The sequence below is a fragment of the Bacillus sp. AP8 genome, from assembly GCF_000321185.1.
Lineage (GTDB): Bacteria > Bacillota > Bacilli > Bacillales > DSM-1321 > Bacillus_AD > Bacillus_AD massilioanorexius.
In genome coordinates this window covers 93,493-110,192 of sequence record NZ_CAPG01000027.1, presented here as the reverse complement: position 1 = coordinate 110,192, position 16,700 = coordinate 93,493, and the positions used below count along the sequence as shown (strand labels likewise).

The window sequence follows — 16,700 nt, the reverse complement described above, 5'->3', positions numbered from 1 at the left end:
CATTACTAGATTAATTGCTATCTTTTAAAAGCTGAGATCGATATTTTTCAGAGGACAGCTCTCTAAGCGCTTTACATTCTTGTTTAGTAAGAGTTCTCGGAGTTCCAACAGTTGATGCAATTGTATAAACCTTTGCAGATTCTTCAATAAGTTGCATAAAGAAATAAGCTTCCTTTAATGTTTTGCCAACTGTTAATACGCCATGGTTTCTCATAACAACTACGTCACTTTCCTTAATCACATCTGCAACAGCATTTGCTAATACATCAGTAGTAGGTATCATATATTCGAGATACGATACTTGGTTAACCATCGCTGGAAAATCTGGAAACAACATAGGAATCTCATGTCCTGCACTAGAAACACCTATTGAATAACTTGGATGAGAATGTAATACAGCCTGAATATCAGGTCGATTTCGAAAACATTCTAAATGCATTAATAACTCTGAGGAAGGTTTTAGGTTACTTAAAATCTCTCCCGTTTTTATATTTACTTTAACCCATTGATGATCTTCAATTTCTTGTAAATCAAAACCACTTGGTGAAATATACATAAAATCACCTTCACGCATACTTAAATTTCCTCCTGCACCAACCACCAATCCTGTTTGAACAATCTTCTCTGCGTATAATTTCAGTTGTTCAATCACATCCGTCATTGTTTTATAACCTCCATGGAGTTTTTTATTTTTGGCTTATACATGTAACCATTCACAAATGAAGAGGCTGTCAACAAGAACTCCTTTAAGACAGCCTCTCCTTCATCTTTGCATTAGTTTAGAATCCAAAGAATTCTAACGATAAACATACGATTTTATTCGTAAATAGCTGCCTTAATTTCCTCACTGTCAATATTTGATTTATCGTACCACATGAAACCTGTATCTAAATTCTTCTCAACACTTTCACCTTTAATTGCTTGAACAGCAGCTTTTACAGTTTCATAGCCAATGCTTACTGGATTTTGCGTTATAGCACCTACCATTGTTCCATCTTTGATAGCGTCAATTTGTTGTTTTCCAGAATCGAATCCTACTACTACAATTTTTCCTTCTTGCTTTAATTCTTTAATAGCATTAACAACACCTATTGCAGATCCTTCATTTGAACCAAAGAAACCTTTGACATCTGGGTGTGCTTGAAAAATAGCTTTAGCTAAATCGGTAGATTTCAAATGATCGCCACCACCATATTGAATGTCAACAATTTCGATATCTGGATACTTAGATTCAATTTGTTTCTTAAATCCATCACGGCGGTCAATTCCAGTTCGACTTGTTTGATCATGAACAACCATTGCAATTTTCCCTTTTCCACCAATCAGCTCCGCCATTTTATCAGCGGCCATTGCTGAAGCAGCCATATTATCTGTTGCTGCAGTAGCAACTGGAATGTCACTTTCTACACCTGAATCAAATGCAATAACTGGGATATTTTTATCTTTGGCCTGTTGTAATAATGGAATAGCTGCTTGACTATCTAACGCAGCAAAACCAATTGCACTTGGATTTTTGTCTAATGCAGCCTGTAACATTTCAATCTGTTTGTCTACCTGAGATTCTGATTCTGGTCCTTCAAAAGTTACTTTCACATCGAACTCATCTGCTGCTTTTTCAGCCCCTTGCTTTACAGCTTGCCAAAATTGATGCTGAAATCCTTTTGAAATAATAGGAATATATACTTCTCCTTCTTTTGACTCTTTTGTTGACGCCTTATCTTTGTTTTTTTCTTTGTCCTCAGAGCATGCACTCAATAAGCCGAATGTAAGTATAAGTAACAACATAAGTAAAAATGGCTTTTTCTTCATAAATCATTCTCCCCTTTTTTTGGTTAATGTATTTAACTCTTAAACTGAGAAAATACCATTTTCAAATTACTTTTTATTTCTGCGTAAAATATCTGTATAAACCGCCAAAATAATAACTAGACCAACTACGACAGTTTGCCATTCTTGTGGCACTGACAATATTCTTAGTCCGTTTGTCAATACACTCATTATTAATGCACCAATGATAGTTCCAAGGATTGTTCCTTTTCCTCCACTTAGTGAGGTACCTCCAATTACTACTGCAGCGATTGCCTCTAACTCATACCCCATACCCAGGGCTGGCTGGGCAGAGTTTAATCGAGAAGCCATAAGAACACCAGCTATGCCGGTAAAAATTCCTGCCATTGAATAAATAATAATTTTCCATTTATCTACATTTACACCTGATAATCGTGTTGCTTCTTCATTACTACCTAAAGCAAAGTTATATCGACCCACGATCGTTTTTGAAAGAATAATTCCTGCAATAATGGCAACGCTAAAAAAAATGAAAACGGCATTTGGTATATTAGAACCTGGGATAATAGATCCTAAGGAAATTTTAGAGAACTCAGGAGTATTGGTAAAATAGATTGGTTTTGTCCCGGAGATAACAAGTGCTAAGCCTTTGGCAATCATCATCATTGCTAAAGTAGCAATAAAAGGAGGAATCTTTAGCTTCGCTATCGCAACGCCACACATAAATCCACAAAATGCACCTGTAAGAATACCTAATAGAACTCCTACTGCTGTAGGCAATTCCATATTTGTTATAAATACACCTGTCATAACGGAGCATAAACTCATTACTGTTCCAACAGATAAATCAATACCACCTGTAATTATGACAAAAGTCGCTCCTAAAGCGAGGATCCCTGTAACCGCTGTAGAAATTAATATGCCCATAACATTCGAAAACTGGAAGAAATTACTTGAAGAAATAGAAAAGAAGATGACTAGAATAATAAGACTTGCAAAAGCTAAGAGTTGCTGCATAGCACCAGATTTAACATAAACTTTCTTGTTTTTAATTACCGCATTATTTGAAACCATTTTCAAAATAAATCCCCCTTTCTATCGAAATAGCTAACTTATTCTTTTGGTCGCTAAATTCATAATAGCTTCTTGAGATGCCAATTCACTGGATAATTCACCTGTTATTCTTCCTTCACACATAACAATAATTCTATGGCTCATTCGAAGAATCTCTGGCAGCTCTGAAGAAATCATAATGATGGATTTACCTTGACTAACTAATTCGTTTAACAGTTTATAAATTTCACCTTTAGCTCCTACATCAATTCCTCTTGTAGGTTCATCAAATATAAGTATGTCGCAATCTTTCGTCAGCCATTTACCTATAACAGCTTTTTGTTGATTCCCTCCAGAAAGATACCTAACCTCTTGGTTTACACTAGGTGTCTTTATGTTCAATTTTTCTACCATTTCTTTAGCTTTTATGGTAATTCTTCCATCGTTCATCCAGCCTTTGAAACGTTGAAACTTTGAAAAAGAGGCAATGGATATATTTGTCTTAACATCCATTTCCGTAATAATCCCAAATTGTTTACGATCTTCTGATAAATAGCCAATTCCATTTTTCACAGCATCATGTGGCTGTTTTATATTCACTTTTTTCCCATGTATGTAAATATCACCAGAGCTGATACGATCTGCACCAAAAATTGCCCGAGCTACTTCCGTTCTTCCTGCTCCCATTAAACCAGAAAAGCCTAGTATTTCTCCTTTTTTTAAATAAAAAGAAATATCCTTTAAAAATTTTCCCTGATTAAGTCCTTTTACCTCAAGAACCTTTTCTTCTTTGGAATAAGAGAATTGTGGAGTAGTCTCTTGATAAATTTGTCTTCCAACCATCATAGAGATAATTTGATCAATGGAGGTTTCATTAGTCGGTTTTGTGCCAACATAAGTACCGTCACGCATAACAGTTATTCTATCTGAAATATACATAAGCTCTTCCATACGATGTGAAATGTATACAACTCCAACTCCTCGTTTTTTCAGTGTATGAATAATACTAAACAAGCTATTAATCTCAGTATCTGTTAAGGCAGAAGAGGGCTCATCCATAATTAATATTTTCGCATTAAAGGAAAGGGCTTTTACGATTTCAACCATTTGTTGTTTAGCCACCGTTAAATCCGCAACTTTCTCTTTTGGATTAAGGTTTAAGTGAAGATGATCCAATAGTTCCTGTGCTTTCTTGTTCATTTTTTTGTCATTTAAAAAGAGTGGGATTGTAGCATGAGGTTCTCTACCAATAAAAATATTCTGTGCTACGGTCAAATCAGGCATTAAATTTAATTCTTGATGAATTATATTAATTCCGAGATTCTGTGCTATTCTAGGATTTGTAATGTCCGTTTCTTTTCCTTCTAAAAGAATACATCCAAAATCCTTTTGGTATATACCAGTAAGTATTTTCATTAATGTGGATTTTCCAGCACCATTTTCACCAATTAATGCATGAACTTCACCTGCTTGTAAGTCAAAGGAAACATCTGAAAGTGCTTGAACGCCTGGAAAACTTTTAGAGATTTCTTTCATTTCAAGTAATTTAGAAACCATTCTACCCCCAGCCTTCTCTTCATTTTTTCAACATATTTGTAAGCGTCATCATAATATTAAATTGAATATTCAGAAATATAATTACAATCTGTCTATGCTTGCTTTTATTTTTGTTTTCATTTGTTTTTATTGATTATAATAACTTTTCACAAAACATTCAATAATAAAATGTAAATTTTTGTAATTGTCTTTTTTGTAAATCCTTTTCATTTCTTTAAAGAATAATCTTTTAATGCCCTAGAACGTTTAACTTCAATTCCAGCTTCTCTAAATAGTTGAACCTGGCTGTTATCTGTTTTCGAATCAGTAATAATAAAATCAATCTCAGCTAAAGAAGATACTCTCGAAAAAGATTTTATTCCAAATTTACTATTGTCGACTAATAAATAGACTTGATTTGATACACTCATAAATTTTTTCTTCACTATCGCCTGCATTTCATTAGAGTCACTTACACCCCATTCCCTATCAATTCCCTGACAAGACATAAATACTTTATTTACACGATACTCATCCAAGGCTGTTTCCGTTAAAGGACCAACAAAAGATAAAGATTTAGTTAGCATTTTACCACCAGTTACAATCACGGATATTTTTTCTTTATTCGCTAATTCTAAACCAACCTTCATCGAATTAGTAAGGACGGTTAATGGTAAATCCGGTAAGATTTTAGCCATATACCAAGCTGTCGAACTTGCATCAAGAATTATCCGATCATACGGCTTTATATATTGTAATGCTTCTCGAGCAACTTCCATTTTTTCTTCAACGTGAATAACCTCTCGTTCAAAATAAGGAGGTTCACTTGTATTTTCTTTGCATCTTATTGCCCCACCATGACTTCTACAAAGCTTTCCCTCAGCTTCTAATCTTTCTAGATCTCTTCGAATTGTTTCTTCAGTTACACGAAATATTTGACTTAATTCCGTTACTCGGATACTACCTTTTTCATTGAGAATATTTACTATTTTCGCATGCCTTTCAGCAACCAACATAAACGTTATTCACCTTCTCTTCATTTGATTTATTAGCTCTCCTATTATCGATCTTCTGTGATTATTCCTTTTTTTAGAATAATATTTGCATACAACGCCTTCTCACTAGTTGCAACAATTGCATGAGCGTTTTTAGCACGTTCATAAAAATCATTTCTCTCCAAATGTTCTAACTTAATGATTCTATTTTCTGCTTGCGATAGTATAATATCGTACTGACCCCAAATAGTTGGATTGATAGAATCTCCTTCTACAACCTTCATAACAGTAGCTGGATGTGAAACATAAGTATCAATAGGGAAAAAATCCGCGATTGCTTCTAATAAATGAATAGTACCTTGACCATCATAACGTACTAATCGCTTTGCCATAGATGCAGCTGGAAAATTTCCATCAGCTAAAACAATTTCATCACCATGCCCCATTTCCATAAGAATCTTCATTAATTCTGGAGAAATAATCGAAGGGATATTTTTTAACAAGATATCAATCCTTTCCACTTATCACTAGAACATCAACGTAATATCTTATCAATCGAATTTGTACATTTTTACCATTTTCTGAATTATACAACATTTTGACATGTTTTTGAATACTTTTATTTTATTTTGTTTTAAAAGGAAAAACACATATTCTTATGAAAAGGTCTTCCAGCTTTTTAGAAATAATAAAAAAGAGATGTCTTTTAAAAGGAAAACCTTTTTAACATCTCTTACATATCACATATTCAAAAACAAAACCAAATGGAAAACACTACTTTCCCCAAAATTATATATGGTTTACAACATGAAATCCTAGATTTTCTGCTTCACTATTTGAAAAAATAGGGTCTAAATGCATACAATAAACTTTAGGTCTGAGTTCAGCAGGTATTGCTTCTTCCAATTGTCTTAATGATAAATGAACATTTCCTGGAAAATCAGCTTTACTTGTGTCTTGATAAAATAAATCAATTTTATCATCCAACATAAGCTTTAGAATCTCATCTGGAATCATATTACAATCTCCACTATAATACACTGTTTTTCCATCAATATGTAGAAGGTATGAAAAACAAGTTAAATGTGGGACATGTTCAACAAGATAAGGTTTAATAGAAGTAATACCTACGACATTTTCAGGTTGATGCTCTGTATCAATTTCTACACTTTTATATTGTGTTTCTGGAACTCCAACCTTTTGCAAGATAGCCTTCACATCAGCAGTTAAAGCTAATGGTGTTAAAATCGTTACTTTAACAGATAATTTTGGTTCCATGCAATGAAAAGCATATCCAACCAAATCACCTAATGAGCCTATATGGTCCGCATGTAAATGCGTTTGTAATACAGTAATTTGATCTACGTCTTCTAGTAACTTTTTATCGATCATTCGACTGAAGTTTGTACTACCACAATCTATTAAAAATAAATGACGGTCACGTTTTATAAAAGCATTATTATTTCCTAATTGTGTATTAAACGCGCTGCCATTTCCGATAAATTTTAACATGATCATCAATCTCCTATTAACAAAAATATTATATCAAATAAATTGTATCAATATATATTGTACAAAGAAATATCTGTTTTATGTTTCTTTTATCGACCTTCACTATAAATAATATGCCAATTTTAAACTATTTTAAATAACTTTACTGTCAAATGTAGCATAATCTCTGATGACTTTAGGAAGTTGGACTAAAGAATCAATCGTTAACAGTTTATCCGCTTGAGACTTTTCTAAATTTGTTACATTATAGCTCCAATCTTCTTTTACTGGAATATGTACCGCATGAATGCCTACTTCAAGTGCTGGACGGATATCCGTTTTCAATGAATTTCCAATCATCCACGTAACACTTCGATTTAAATTATGGCTATTCAATATTTGTTTAAGTGAATAAGTATTTTTGTGTTCAAAGATGTATACCCGATCTTGAAAATAAGATTCTAACTCTAAGTGAGCAACCTTCTTCATCTGTGTCTTCACATCGCCACCAGTATATAAGCATAATTCATGACCATCATCTTTAAGTGTATTTAACACATTATACATTTCAGGATAAGGCTGTACGGGAATATCAAAAACACTAAATCCTATTTTTCTTAATTTAATCATTTTTTCATGATCCATTTTTTGATTATATTTCATGCAAAAGAATTTATATGTAGAAACCAGTGATTCTGGATATCTAGATGAACGAAGACCATATTGATTTATACTTTGAATATCAATCTCCATTTGTTTTATTCTAATTTCTTCTTCAGTAATATTATCAAACCAATTCAACATATTAGCGACAAATTCATTTTTACTTTCAATAAAGTATTTATTACAATGACTTAACGTATCATCTAAATCAAATAATAATGTTTGTTTATTCATATGTATAATCTCCTTCTACCTTGTCAAACATGAAGAAAGATATTTAACAAAAAGTATATCTCTTATTTCCTGTCTGTTATTTCTGTCTAATTTATTCTATCTATTATCATTCCTATAACTAACATCGATGTATATATAGTTGTTAAATGGGAATTTTCAAATAAATATTATTCTATCATGTTACTTGCTCAAAGAAAAGACATAGAAATAGGTCTATCTTCACTATTCATTAGCTAAATAGGTTTATTTCTACTATAAAATACGAAAAGTCAACTAAATCTTCTATCAATCTAGTTGACTTATTTCATTATACTACAAATTATTTTTCAGCTGAATTGAGTGACCAAATAACAATTGGAATAAGTATTAATGACAAGAGTCCACCTATAAGTGAAAGTGCTGCAAAGCTAGAGCTTGCCACAACCATCCCTGATAAAGCACCTCCAGATGCACCTGCTAAGGCAACTAATACATCCACTTTACCTTGTGTTTTCGCACGATTAGATAGATTCGTTGCATCAACAATTAAAGCTGTCCCACTGATTAACCCAAAATTCCAACCTAATCCAAGAAGAGCTAGCGCTATTGTTAAACCAATCATTGAATCTCCAGGTACAGATGCCGATAAAATCCCAGCGGCTAATAAAGTAGCACCTGAAGCACTTGCCATCACTGTTCGACCTACTTTATCAACAAGTACTCCTGTAATAAGTGATGGTAAGAACATCGAACCAACATGAATTCCAATTACGATTCCAACTTGACTTAAACTATGTCCATGGTGTGCCATATGTACGGGAGTCATTGTCATGATTGCCACCATTACGATTTGTGTTAAAATCATGATCGTTGCACCAACAACAATTCCTCGTTTATGTCCTTGCGGATTTTGAGTCAGTTGTTTGGATTGTTTATTATGTGCGTCATTTGATACTCTAGCTATCGCTTTTGCAACAATAAGTGGATCTGGACGAAGGAAAATGAGTAGAAACAATCCAGCAAGCAAAAAGGCAGCGGCTGCTAAAATAAATGGACCAGCAAGTGGCGGAATTCCAATTGATTTCGCAAATCCTCCCATAATCTCAACTAAATTCGGTCCTGCTACTGCTCCAAATGTAGTTGAAACCATTGCCATACTAACTGCCGTTGCCCGTTGAGTCGAATTTGCTAAATCAGTCCCTGCATATCGAGCTTGTAAATTAGTCGAAGTCCCAGCTCCATATATAAAAAGGGATGCAAATAATAGAATAATACTGTCACTTACAGCAGCAAACACAACCCCTACTGCCCCAATTCCCCCTGCTAAAAAGCCTGTTACTAAACCGAATCGGCGACCAAATCGATCAGACAATCGACCAACAAAAAAAGCTGCAACAGCTGAACCTAAAGTGAATAATGCCGTTGGAACACCGGCAAAGCTATTTGTACCTAACATGTCTTGCGCTAAAAGTGCTCCGACAGTTATTCCAGCCGCTAAACCTGCTCCACCGAATATTTGAGAAATCATCACGATAAACAATGACCGACGATAAAGCTGACGTTGCTTTTCTGGTAATTTAATATAGCTTTCAACCATTATATCTTGAGGATTTTTACTATCTATTTGTTCAGATACTAATGACATAGTTCCCTCCTCCTTTCCTATTTCGCCCAAATATTTCTCGAAAAATAACTACTCCCATCCTTATATCCTCCTACTTTTATTTCTCACTGCTCACATATTGGAAATACTGGTAAACACTACGCTCAAGTCGAAACGCTGCCATCCCATGTTCTTTCATTATGTGAACGGCCTTAACAGACAGTAAACAATAAATACCTCTGCAATAAGCAACTATTTCTTTATTTGTTGGTAGTGTTGCTAATTTTCGCTCTAGTTCCTCAATTGGAATCGAAACAGCTCCTGGAATATGTGACTCCTCATACTCTTCTTTCGGTCTTACATCAACAAGTACAATTTCATCATTTTCCATTTTCACTTGTAATTCAGCAAAAGAAATTCCATGAACATGTAGGCTTTCATTCATGAATTCTCTTTTTATTTGCTGAACTTGTGATAATTGCTTTTCAGACAAATCATGGAAGGCGGACATAAATTGTAAAACAGCATGATCAGCCAACTCATAAATTACGTAATTACCTTTTTTCTTATACTTTACTAGCTTCGCACTATGAAGTGTTTGCAAATGCTGAGATACATTTGCAACTGTCATCATGGTACATTTAGATATTAGCTCAACAGATTTTGGACCTTGAGTCAATAAATCTAATATTTCTAACCTCTTAGGACTCGAAAGACATTTTCCTATTCTCGCAAACTCTTGATAGAGCATATCTTTTAAATCTCTTTCCTCACTCATCACATACACCTCAACTATTCAATTAATTTATTGAATAGTTGTATTTTAAAGAGATTTATAACTAATAGTCAATGTATATGCATCATCTATGCAAAAACATTATCATCAATAAAAAAGAGACAATAAACCAACATCTGATACATGATGATAGTTTTTTGTCTCTTTTTAAAACGATAATTCTTTCGATTACTTTTTTAAAATTATTATAATAATTCTGTCCTACCAACCTTATTTGCAGTAAACCAACTAGCCAAAATGTATGCACATAAAGAAAGTACAATTGGTAATACTACCGTGTGCATTCCTAAAGCATTTGGATGTAGACGATCAAATAATATATATGTACCCATTCCAACAATCATTGAACAAATAGCACCGTACTTATTCCCTTTACTCCAATACAATCCAAATACAACCGGCCAAATAAATACTGATTCTAGACCACCAAACGAGAATAGATTTAACCAAATTAATAAATCAGGTGGACTTAAAGCAAAGAGAACAACAGCTACACCGATTATAGTTGTAACGATAAAGCTTGTGTTCTTTACTTGTTTTTCTGTTGCATTAGGTTTGATATAGTTTATGTAAATATCCTTTACAATAGTTGAACCTACAAGAATTAATAATGAATCAACGGTAGACATAATAGCCGCCATAGGTGCAGCCAATACTATACCCGCTAATAATGGAGGTAATACCTTTAAAGTTAAAGTTGGCATCACCATATCACCAATTTCAACTCCTGGTACTACTGGTCTTGCTAGAACACCTATCAAATGCATGCCTAACATGATTGTACCAATGACAATTGTACCGACAATAATCGCTTGATGCATTGATTTTGAGTTTTTATAACTCATGGCTCTGACAGTTATTTGCGGTAAACCAACTACACCTACTCCAACTAATATCCAAAAAGACGATACATATAATGGTGTCAAATCATTTTCTGCTCCAAATGGTGTTATTAAATTATGATTTTCAAGCATTAAATCAGACATAATATTCGAAAGTCCGCCACCTGCAATAATGGTTGCAATTAATAAAATCACAGTACCAATTAACATAATTGTACCTTGTACTGCATCCGTTAAAGCTACTGCTTTGAATCCACCAATAATCACATATATAAGTACTGAAATAGCAAAGATAAAAAGTGCAGATTTATAAGATAACCCTGTTAATGATTCAATTAATCGAGCTCCACCAACCCATTGTGCAGCCATTGCTGAAAAAAGAAAGATGATAATACTAGCTGCTGATAATAAAACGACTGTATGACTTTTATAACGTTCCTTTAAAAAATCAATTAATGTAATCGCTTTATATCTTCTCGCTACAATCGCAAATTTTTTCCCTAATACCATTAGGACAAAATAGCCTGTTGCTAATTGAGCCATCGATAATAGAACCCAACCTAATCCTCTTGTATACGCTACACCTGGACCACCAATAAAACTGCTTGCACTACCATAGGTAGCCATCATCGTCATCGCTAGAACAAATCCTCCTAACTGACGACCACCAAGAAAATAATCTTGTAAAAAAGAATTTGATGATTTCATCGAGCGATTAGACCATACACCAATCATAAAAATAATGACTAAAAATATAACTAAAGGAAGAATAACTGCCCAATTTAATATCATTGCTTCTCTTCCTCCTCGTCAAATGGCACTTCAGTAAAAAGAAATTTCACACATAATATAACTAGAACTACCATTACAACTACGCCTAACACACAGCTATAAAAAAACCATGCAGGTAATCCGAATACATATGTATAATTAGCTGGATCTTCTGATCCTAGTCCATAGGCAAACCCAAACCACCAGACAAAATTAAAAAGGACTAAAGCTACTCCAATTCTGGCTTCTTTATGGGCAATTTTAAAGGACTTTTCTAGTTTGTTTTTCATATGCTCCCTCCAATAAAATGCATAATTATAACCTTAAATAGATTACCATAGCTTTAACAAGTATTGTAAAGTAAATTATGCCACTACTAAGATGACTTCCACAATTTTGATTAATGAATGATTTTTACTTCTTTCACTCGATTTCTTTCAATTATTTAAATAGGAATTTTAAAAAATTCCTTTCTCTCCTAATATCATCTTTCCCTAAAATGTCCAAAAAGCTCCACCGCTTTCTGATTAAATGTATAATCAGTTCTTCTCCAAAAAAAATCCCACTTATTATGAAAGTGGGACAAGCTAAAATTAATCTCTGTATGGAATGGGTTGAACAAGTGCATATAAATCTTCTTCAAGTGCAGTAACTTTTTGTTCTATCGTTTTTTGGGCATCATGAATTGCCTGGTTATATATATGTGGAGAAATTTGTTTTAACATAAAGTCCAATAGATTCTCAGCAGCCAGCTCTCCAATTTCCTCATCTCTTTCTGCATAAAAATGATGTTGGATATTACGTACTATATCTAATTTTTGTTCTCTAGGTATTTTAATAACTATCATTTCTTTCTTCCTCCTATTTTCTGAATGGCTAGCTCTATTATACAAAACATTCGATAGGACATATCTTCACAAATCTTCCTTTTATAGAATGACTCATTTATGGAATATTTTTCGAATGAGAAAGACTTTCAATTAGAGTAAAAAACAATTATAATAAACAGCGAACAATCTATGATTCATTTTTTACCTACATAAAGTCAGGAGTTATCATCGATGCAAAAAATATCGTCCATCGCTATAAAAGAACTTGAAAGCTATCGAATTGCTTTTTCTTGTGAATCCACAACATTCACAGTAAATGACTGGATTGAACGAGCAGATGAAATGATATCTTACACGAAAAAAAGAATAAATACCGATATCCCAAGAGTAGTCGCTTCTATGTGGATTAGAAGATACGCACTTTTTATAACAGCTCAGTTTTTTATGTTAAGTAAGTATCGACTTAAATGGGCAGGTACTCTTGAAGACCTTTATATTTATGATGACCCGAATGATGAACACTGGATTCCATTATTCATTTTATCTAACCCTAACTGGAAAAAAGTCGAAGAACAAAATATCACTATTGAACTAAATCAAATACTTAAAAACTTTGCAGCAAAAATGATTTTGCCAATTGCTTCAAAAACAAAAACACCTAAATTGGTGTTATGGGAAAATATTTGGGGTTATACTTTATGGATGTATGATCGATTATTAAAAGAAAGTGATAACATATCTCAAGTGGAAAAGGATATTGAATTGTTATTAGAAAAAGAAGTATGGAATGATATCGAAAAACGTTCTCCCTTCAAAGTTTTTCTTTGTTTCCAATCGATTCCGAAAGCTATTCAGCATTATAAAAGAGTTACTTGTTGCTACTACTATGAAATTGAAGGCCAAAATAAATGTCCATATTGCCCTACTGCTGGGTGTAGCAAATGAGAAAATAATAGAATATTAGTTACTTTTGCTTGTTCTATCGGAATGAGCAATAACATAGACAAAGCACTGCAAAAATGATTCACAGTGCTTTTTTGTATATAGATTTAACATATGTCATACAGAATATATTTATTAGAAATAATCAAAAAAACAAGGAGCGTTATTTGGAATGATTTTCTCTAACATGTCCACCATTTGTTTATCTCCTGATATTCTTGAAATGCTCATCAAAAATGATGGTCTTTGATAGCTAAGTAACATAGTTGCTAGTGTTTGAATTGATAAAGTAATTCCTTCAGAAGATCGGATATTTTTATCGCAGTCAATTTGTAATTTACCTTTTTCATCCCATTCTAATATAAAGGTTCCTCTGTTCCATTCAAGAATCGGATCATTTAATTTCAAAATGATTTTTGAATTTTTCACTTCTTTAAAAGGGAATCTCTCTAAAAACCCTTTAACCTCTACAATTCTTCCCATAAAGTAAGGAAATATCTTTTGTTCAATTTCTCCGTCCTCTAATAAGAAAGCGACCGGTTCATGAACGCATGTTTTTCCTTCGACGAAATAGACCATGGAAAAATGGGCATTTATAAAATTCCATAAACCTCTTCTTGCTTCTTCGTTCAAATAGATCATTTCATCTACGTAAAACTTTTCTTCTAATACACGGTAATTCAAATAACCTTCAGGCTTGTCATCTTCTGTATAGTACACCGCAGACTGTATATCAGATGGACCTTCTAATAATTTCGCTTCCCAAGCTAAATCATTTCGAACCATCGCACCGTTTGTTTTTCTAGCAAACGCATCATATACTTTTTTTACATCATGATGATTCATGTCAACCCTACGTACTCTACCATTAATTTCTCGGTATTTCGGTAATTGTGTATCTTTAATTTTATATTCAATTAGATCAGAGATAATTTCCCATCCGTTTTTCCGATAATATGGAATCGAATATGGATATAAATAAGAGATGTATTGCCCTTTCTCTCTCATTCGTTTTAAACTTTCTTTCATTAACATATGAATGAGTCCTTGACCAGCGTATTCTGGATATGTTCCAACACCAGTAACACCTCCCATTTTATAAATAACACCATGGATATTTACTTCAAATGGAAGTGTAACGATTTGCGATATTAATTTATCCTTATCAAACCATCCTAAAGCCGTTCCTGGCTTTAATTGATGACTTTTCTTGGCAATTAAATCAACATCTTCATCTATTGTCTTTTTTGATACTTGAAACACATATTTAATAATATCAGAAAATTGATCCACCTCTTCTACCTTAATTGTTCGCATCGTTAAACCTTTATGATGCCCGGTACCCATTCTAGTTCCCTCCTAATTTTATACGATAATTCACTATTAAACCTTCAAAATGATTATACTACTATAATTAACATTATCGTTGCATTACAAATTAGTCAATCGTTCCACTATGAATTGTAGAAAGGAATGCAAATTTTCTTATTAGTAATTTCACAAATAATCTGTTAGCATTTAAACGGAATAAATACGATTATGAAAAGTAACAAAAAGCTCTCCCTATAGGATCCCCCTTAATTACTTCTCAACCTCGGTATCTCATACGTATTCCACCCATATGAAAAACCATTAATAACGTATAGTAGTGCCATAATTACAAGAAAAAAACATGCTTTAGCAATAAGATAAAACTTAAAAGAAGACCCTTCCTTCTTTCAACAATAGCTCATTGCAAGCATGATAGATATCTAAATTATTTGTACTAAAACTTCAAAGCTCTAAATCTACTTCAATAGAAGATTCATAAATCATTTAAAAATAGGCTGATTAACTGCCAAACGGTAATAGCAAACGGAATAATAGAAAGCAACTTTAACCATTTGTTGTTAGTCGTAAGTCCAATCGAAAGCATTACAATTCCCAAGATGAATACTAACATAATGTTTGAAAAGGTCATCTTTCCACTCTCCTCTCCATATAGCCTAATGATTCATTAAAAAATGATAATCATAGCAATCTTCATATAAGACCTTCAATTCCTCAATAGTTGGAACTCGTGGATTATTGTCGGGACTTCCACTTTCCATTGCATCATTTACCATCTTTGGAATAGCTTTCATATACTCATCTTTAGTAATTCCCCATTGCTTCAAGTTAGGAATTTCTAATGTTTCACATAGTTTTTCAATCGCCTCTACTGTAAAATCAGCAGCTTCCATTGTAGAAGGAAAATGTTGATCTGGACAAATCACATTCGCTATACTCGCTAATTGCTCCATACATTCTCCCTTGCTGAAATGTAAAACAACAGGTAGCAACATAGCATTTGATAAACCATGTGGGACATGAAAAAGAGCTCCAATCGGACGTGACATACCATGTACTAAACAGACAGAAGCATTTGAAAAAGCCAATCCTGCTTGTAAAGAGCCTAAAGCCATTGCTTCACGAGCGTTTATATTGCTCCCTTCTCGGTAAACGATCGGTAAATGATCATAGAGTAACTTCATCGAAGAAAGTGCTAATGTATTTGTTAGAGGATGGGCCTTTCGGGACAAATAGGCTTCAATACTATGACAGAGTGCATCTATTCCTGTAGAAGCTGTTATTTGTGTTGGTGAAGAAAGTGTAAGAGTTGGATCAACAATAGCAACTGTTGGCAAAAAAACAGGCTGCTTAATCATCATTTTTACATCATTCGTAGAATTTGTAATTACAGTGACATCAGTGACCTCGGAACCTGTGCCGGCAGTAGTGGGGATAGCTATATGAGGTAGTGAAGGATGTGATGGTTGTTTATTTCCATTGATATAATCTCCAATATAGGCTCCATTTGCAGATACAACAGCAACCGCTTTTGCTGTATCTATACAGCTACCTCCACCTATTGAAATAACAACATCACAGAACTCGCTTCGACAAATGTCTAAAGCTTCAGCCACATATTGATCATTAGGTTCGGTAACTACTCCTAAATACACGACACTTTCTATTGAGACTTGTTGTAAATAGCTGCAACATTGATCAACAAATCCTAGAGAAAGCATCGTCTGATCACTGATTATAAGTGCCTTCTTCCCTCGACGCTTAGCTTCCTTACCAACTATTTCAAAAGACCCTTTACCATAAATAATATTCTGAGGAGATTGGAAAATATGATAATCATTCACGATT

General features: G+C 33.6%; 17 protein-coding genes. 1 reads left to right on the top strand and 16 read right to left on the bottom strand.

Annotation, left to right across the window (positions count from 1 at the left end; translation table 11 throughout):
- Window positions 1-10 precede the first annotated feature (10 nt).
- The 13 genes from BN349_RS05230 to BN349_RS05170 all read right to left on the bottom strand — a co-directional run bounded on the left by BN349_RS05230 (window position 11) and on the right by BN349_RS05170 (window position 12,599).
- Window positions 11-661, bottom strand: a complete 651-nt coding sequence (locus BN349_RS05230) for a class II aldolase/adducin family protein (RefSeq protein WP_019241223.1) — start codon at window positions 659-661, stop codon at window positions 11-13.
- Window positions 662-816: 155 nt separating this feature from the next.
- Window positions 817-1,809, bottom strand: a complete 993-nt coding sequence (locus tag BN349_RS05225; protein WP_019241222.1) for an ABC transporter substrate-binding protein — start codon at window positions 1,807-1,809, stop codon at window positions 817-819.
- A gap of 66 nt (window positions 1,810-1,875) precedes the next feature.
- Entirely contained in the window at window positions 1,876-2,862 is a 987-nt protein-coding gene (locus BN349_RS05220; protein ID WP_051024204.1) for an ABC transporter permease, read from the bottom strand.
- A 33-nt stretch (window positions 2,863-2,895) separates the two neighbouring features.
- Window positions 2,896-4,398 (bottom strand): sugar ABC transporter ATP-binding protein, encoded by a 1,503-nt coding sequence (locus BN349_RS05215; protein WP_019241220.1) that lies wholly within the window; start codon window positions 4,396-4,398, stop codon window positions 2,896-2,898.
- Window positions 4,399-4,604: 206 nt separating this feature from the next.
- Window positions 4,605-5,393: a DeoR/GlpR family DNA-binding transcription regulator gene (locus BN349_RS05210; RefSeq protein WP_019241219.1), complete on the bottom strand. Its 789-nt coding sequence runs from the start codon at window positions 5,391-5,393 to the stop codon at window positions 4,605-4,607.
- Between the two features lie 44 nt (window positions 5,394-5,437).
- The gene (locus tag BN349_RS05205; RefSeq protein ID WP_019241218.1) at window positions 5,438-5,875 is read right to left on the bottom strand and encodes an RbsD/FucU family protein; all 438 of its coding nucleotides are present in this window, start codon (window positions 5,873-5,875) and stop codon (window positions 5,438-5,440) included.
- Between the two features lie 286 nt (window positions 5,876-6,161).
- Entirely contained in the window at window positions 6,162-6,884 is a 723-nt protein-coding gene (locus BN349_RS05200) for an MBL fold metallo-hydrolase (RefSeq protein ID WP_019241217.1), read from the bottom strand.
- Window positions 6,885-7,016: 132 nt separating this feature from the next.
- Entirely contained in the window at window positions 7,017-7,760 is a 744-nt protein-coding gene (locus tag BN349_RS05195) for an HAD family hydrolase (protein WP_019241216.1), read from the bottom strand.
- 319 nt (window positions 7,761-8,079) lie between these two features.
- Window positions 8,080-9,384: an MFS transporter gene (locus BN349_RS05190; RefSeq protein ID WP_019241215.1), complete on the bottom strand. Its 1,305-nt coding sequence runs from the start codon at window positions 9,382-9,384 to the stop codon at window positions 8,080-8,082.
- A gap of 76 nt (window positions 9,385-9,460) precedes the next feature.
- Window positions 9,461-10,120 (bottom strand): ArsR/SmtB family transcription factor, encoded by a 660-nt coding sequence (locus BN349_RS05185; protein WP_019241214.1) that lies wholly within the window; start codon window positions 10,118-10,120, stop codon window positions 9,461-9,463.
- A gap of 203 nt (window positions 10,121-10,323) precedes the next feature.
- Window positions 10,324-11,772 carry a sodium/pantothenate symporter gene (gene panF, locus BN349_RS05180; RefSeq protein ID WP_019241213.1) on the bottom strand — a complete coding sequence of 483 codons (1,449 nt, stop codon included), beginning with the start codon at window positions 11,770-11,772 and terminating at the stop codon, window positions 10,324-10,326.
- Window positions 11,769-12,041 carry a YhdT family protein gene (locus tag BN349_RS05175; protein ID WP_019241212.1) on the bottom strand — a complete coding sequence of 91 codons (273 nt, stop codon included), beginning with the start codon at window positions 12,039-12,041 and terminating at the stop codon, window positions 11,769-11,771. Before BN349_RS05175 ends, panF begins: the two co-directional genes overlap by 4 nt.
- Before the next feature lie 303 nt (window positions 12,042-12,344).
- On the bottom strand, window positions 12,345-12,599 hold the full coding sequence (locus tag BN349_RS05170) for a DUF2164 domain-containing protein (protein ID WP_019241211.1): 255 nt from the start codon (window positions 12,597-12,599) through the stop codon (window positions 12,345-12,347).
- A gap of 213 nt (window positions 12,600-12,812) precedes the next feature.
- Between BN349_RS05170 and BN349_RS05165 the strand changes: the two genes are divergently transcribed.
- Entirely contained in the window at window positions 12,813-13,526 is a 714-nt protein-coding gene (locus tag BN349_RS05165) for a hypothetical protein (RefSeq protein ID WP_019241210.1), read from the top strand.
- 132 nt (window positions 13,527-13,658) lie between these two features.
- Here the strand turns inward: BN349_RS05165 and BN349_RS05160 are convergent, their stop codons facing one another.
- The 3 genes from BN349_RS05160 to BN349_RS05150 all read right to left on the bottom strand — a co-directional run bounded on the left by BN349_RS05160 (window position 13,659) and on the right by BN349_RS05150 (window position 16,696).
- A complete protein-coding gene (locus tag BN349_RS05160; RefSeq protein WP_019241209.1) occupies window positions 13,659-14,870 on the bottom strand; it encodes a GNAT family N-acetyltransferase in 1,212 nt (403 codons plus the stop codon).
- A gap of 457 nt (window positions 14,871-15,327) precedes the next feature.
- Window positions 15,328-15,483 (bottom strand): hypothetical protein, encoded by a 156-nt coding sequence (locus BN349_RS26095; protein WP_019241208.1) that lies wholly within the window; start codon window positions 15,481-15,483, stop codon window positions 15,328-15,330.
- A 25-nt stretch (window positions 15,484-15,508) separates the two neighbouring features.
- The gene (locus tag BN349_RS05150; RefSeq protein WP_019241207.1) at window positions 15,509-16,696 is read right to left on the bottom strand and encodes an iron-containing alcohol dehydrogenase; all 1,188 of its coding nucleotides are present in this window, start codon (window positions 16,694-16,696) and stop codon (window positions 15,509-15,511) included.
- Window positions 16,697-16,700 lie beyond the last annotated feature (4 nt).